The 3,244-nt window shown below is 51.5% G+C and carries 4 protein-coding genes; 3 read left to right on the top strand and 1 reads right to left on the bottom strand.

Annotation, left to right across the window (positions count from 1 at the left end):
* Positions 1-55: 55 nt before the first annotated feature.
* From B7364_RS18400 to B7364_RS08370, 3 genes are all read left to right on the top strand, one after another.
* Positions 56-166, top strand: a complete 111-nt coding sequence (locus B7364_RS18400; RefSeq protein WP_157893600.1) for a JAB domain-containing protein — start codon at positions 56-58, stop codon at positions 164-166.
* Positions 167-276: 110 nt separating this feature from the next.
* Positions 277-1,410 (top strand): hypothetical protein, encoded by a 1,134-nt coding sequence (locus tag B7364_RS08375; protein WP_085339551.1) that lies wholly within the window; start codon positions 277-279, stop codon positions 1,408-1,410.
* Between the two features lie 146 nt (positions 1,411-1,556).
* Positions 1,557-2,675: a hypothetical protein gene (locus B7364_RS08370; RefSeq protein ID WP_085339550.1), complete on the top strand. Its 1,119-nt coding sequence runs from the start codon at positions 1,557-1,559 to the stop codon at positions 2,673-2,675.
* Between the two features lie 101 nt (positions 2,676-2,776).
* Here B7364_RS08370 and B7364_RS08365 read toward each other — a convergent pair.
* On the bottom strand, positions 2,777-3,244 hold a 468-nt coding region (locus B7364_RS08365), incomplete at its 5' end, for a response regulator (protein ID WP_157893599.1).

Genomic DNA, 3,244 nt, shown 5'->3' with positions numbered 1-3,244 from the left:
CATCAACAGCCTCAAAGCGAGCAGTTTTTGCGGGTGTCCATGTGCCGACCTTGCGATGACACGAGAGATTATCAATGCACTCTGCCCTTTGAAAGTAAGTGTGATTGACCACATAATTGTCGGCGCCCATGATACACGAAGCCTTAAGGCTTTTGGGTTAATATAGATAATGTATAGTTGTATTCTATACGCGTTAGTATCCGTCAAATAATCAACAATGTGATCGGGTAATTTTGCGTATCTGAAATTACTCATAGGGAAGCATTCTCTATTACTATGCATGCACGCAGTTTTGGTGGCCCTAATACAACAGGCGTTCGCAGCCTAGCTGCCCTTGCCAAGACCTGTTCCACAAGCCGCGTTCTCAATCTGAATTCAATAGATCACAAGGCGTTGCGAGCCAGCGACAAACTACATACGCCACTTTTCCAGGATCGGCTGTTGAACTGTGCCATTATCACCAAGCACCGACCACGACCCGACGAGGTTGAGTTTTTCCATGAAAGCGTGCCCGTCGCCACCAAAATCATATTTCCGCTCGATAATGATGACCTGCGCGTTGGCGGGCGGTCTGTATTTGTCAATCAGATTGGCTATTTGAACGCGATTTGTGATTTTCTAGGCAAGGATGTTGTGACGCTCGACGGGGATCTCCTGGTCCTTGAGCTCTTAAATGAACTACCCTCGCTTGATCCTTTTTTGGTCCGCGAACAGCTCAAGCGTCATAACCTGACCCCATCAGACGATTATTTCGCGATCACGCCAAATGACACCGCTCGGCTGGAGAAATTTGCCTATAATGAAATACGAGACTTGGTATCGCTGGCCTTCCAATCGGGGGCCGAAGCCGGCGGTGAGTTGGTCAAACGCATGTCGAACGCCATTCTCGCAACCAATGCCGATCACCGTTTGGCCCCCCTGCAAGTGACGCTGGGACTGGAGGGCGAGCAATTCCAACGTGGCATTTTTAGTTGGAAGGGCTTCTTATATTACAAATGGCAATTCGTAGAGACAAAGCCAGAGCTCTATAAAGTCGTTGCCCAGATGCAATCCATGAAGATACGAGGCCGCATTGACCCAACCTTGGGCTATATGATCACGACTATTCGCGGCTCTATTAAGACGCGTATCCAAGAAGCAATTCAACGAACCGCCGATATCTTATCCCTTTATGATGACGGGCTAGCCGGGCTCACCAAAAAGGGAAATGCCGCAGAGTTTCGCAAATTTCTACTGGAAGCGCCGGGTTTGTTCATCGAATTGGGCCACGCCATGGGCATGATTTCACATATCGTCTCTTATTGGCGTTATCAGTTCAAACCCACCCAAGCAGAAGTAACCAATGTGGAAGAGTTCATCGAGCTGTTGAAGGACTTCGACCTAGGCCTTTCCCCGAGGGAAGTGCGATAGCTTGTGCAATTTGTTCACCTTTTCGGCAAAATGTCTGCACAGATGTAACCAAGGTTTACGAAATCTCAATTGGACTTGACCTAACTTTCGCGTGCCGATCACAAGCGTTTCTGTGTGCGCCAGTTGGAATGTTAAGGTGAGTATCCATGAGTGGCGTAAGAAGCTTAGCAGCACTAACAAACACCGCTTCGACCAGCCGGGTGTTGAACCTGCATTTGGTCGCGGTTGAGTTCGCCGACGACTTGGCGCGGGTCAGTTCGCCTTTTTTCTTCGACACCTTATTAAATCGCGCTATTATCATCAAGCACCGGCTGCGCAGTGATGAGACCTATCTGCTGAGCGACGGTACTGCGGTTGCGACCAAGATCATGTTTCCGCTAGACCGCGCGGACCTGAAGGCGGGTGGACGCTCTATCCTGGTCAATCAAATGGGCTGGCGCGCGACCTTGTGCGACGTCCTTGGGGCCACCGAGGCTGAGCTGCAAAAGGATTTTGAAATCCTTGAAATGCTCAATGAATTGCCATCGCTCGACCCATTTTTGGTGCGCGAGCAATTGCGCCGCTATCACCACCACCCCGCTGATTGCTATTTCGCTATTTCACCGGCGGACAACGCGCGGATGCAAACCTTTACTTCCAACGAGATGGCCCCCCTGATCGCCATAGCGTTTGGCAGCAAGGTTGGCACTATTCCACCCGAGCTCGTCAAAAAGCTGGCCGACGCCCTTTTATCGACCAATGCGGATTCACGGCTGGATCCGTTGCGGATCACTCTGGGTCTTGAAGGCGAAAAATTCACCCAAGGCATCTTCAGCTGGAAGGGGTTCATCTATTACAAATGGCAGTTCTCGGAGACCTTCCACAAACTGACCCGCATCAGCAGCGAGATGGACTCGATCAAGATTAAAGGGCGTATGGACAAGAATATTCGCGAAGAGATCGATGATCTAAAAAAGTCGATCCGCGGCCGCATTCGCGACAGCGCCAAAAGCTGCCAACAAGTTTTGTCGCTCTATGACGACGCCTTCCGCGACCTTGTCGACAAAGGCAATACCGCAGCGTTTCGTAAGTTCTTGCTCGACGCGCCAGTACTCTTCATTGAGCTAGGCCATTCCATGGGCATCATCTCGCACATTTCGTCCTTTTGGGCCTATCGCTTCAACAAGGAAAAGGAAGCCAATATCGAAGTTCTCGAATTCTTGGACATTCTGCGCGAGTTCGAAAACGGCCTTGCCCCCAAACGTGCGACCATGGTGACTTGGTAGGGCAGAGGCAGTAGGCCCAGAAGAAGTAGGCTTGCCGTTTTGGTGCGCCACTTAAACGCGCCACTCCCCAAACACGCCAGAGGACCCAGCCCCTGCCCTCTTCAAACTCGGGCTTGCGCGAGCTTTCCGTAAGTTGTCAAAGCTAGGCGCATGGCATCACCAATAGCCACTTGCGTGACGGGCTTGGCAACATGGAGGTCTGCGCCCGCTGCCAAAGCCTCTCGGCGATGATTTTCCCCGGCATTGGCCGTCAACATGATGATCGGGGTAGGTTTTGCCCCTGTTTGGGCTTCGATCGCGCGGATTTCTCGGGTTGCGGCCAGCCCGTCCTTGACGGGCATTTGCATGTCCATGAAGATGATGTCGAACGTCGCGGTCTCAAAGGCCTCCACGCCCTCATCGCCATTGGTCGCGGTGAAAAACTCTGCGCCAAAAGGCTCCATCATGAAGCCGAAGACTTGTTGGTTCAGCACTTGATCTTCAACCAAGAGAACCCGCAAATTCTTTGGGATGTCGCGGCAGATTTCCTCTAGAGCGTTTCCCGAGTTTTGTGAATCGAAAGGATTCCC

This window comes from Aquidulcibacter paucihalophilus, from assembly GCF_002105465.1.
GTDB classification, from domain to species: Bacteria; Pseudomonadota; Alphaproteobacteria; order Caulobacterales; family Aquidulcibacteraceae; genus Aquidulcibacter; species Aquidulcibacter paucihalophilus.
Note: the sequence above shows the minus strand (reverse complement) of the source record. Positions and strands in the feature narration are given on the sequence as shown.

Excerpts from the sequence above, each read along its gene's own strand:
- B7364_RS18400 (WP_157893600.1), top strand. The coding sequence starts at position 56 with ATGACACGAGAGATTATCAATGCACTCTGCCCTTTGAAAGTAAGTGTG.
- B7364_RS08375 (WP_085339551.1), top strand. The coding sequence starts at position 277 with ATGCATGCACGCAGTTTTGGTGGCCCTAATACAACAGGCGTTCGCAGC.
- B7364_RS08370 (WP_085339550.1), top strand. The coding sequence starts at position 1,557 with ATGAGTGGCGTAAGAAGCTTAGCAGCACTAACAAACACCGCTTCGACC.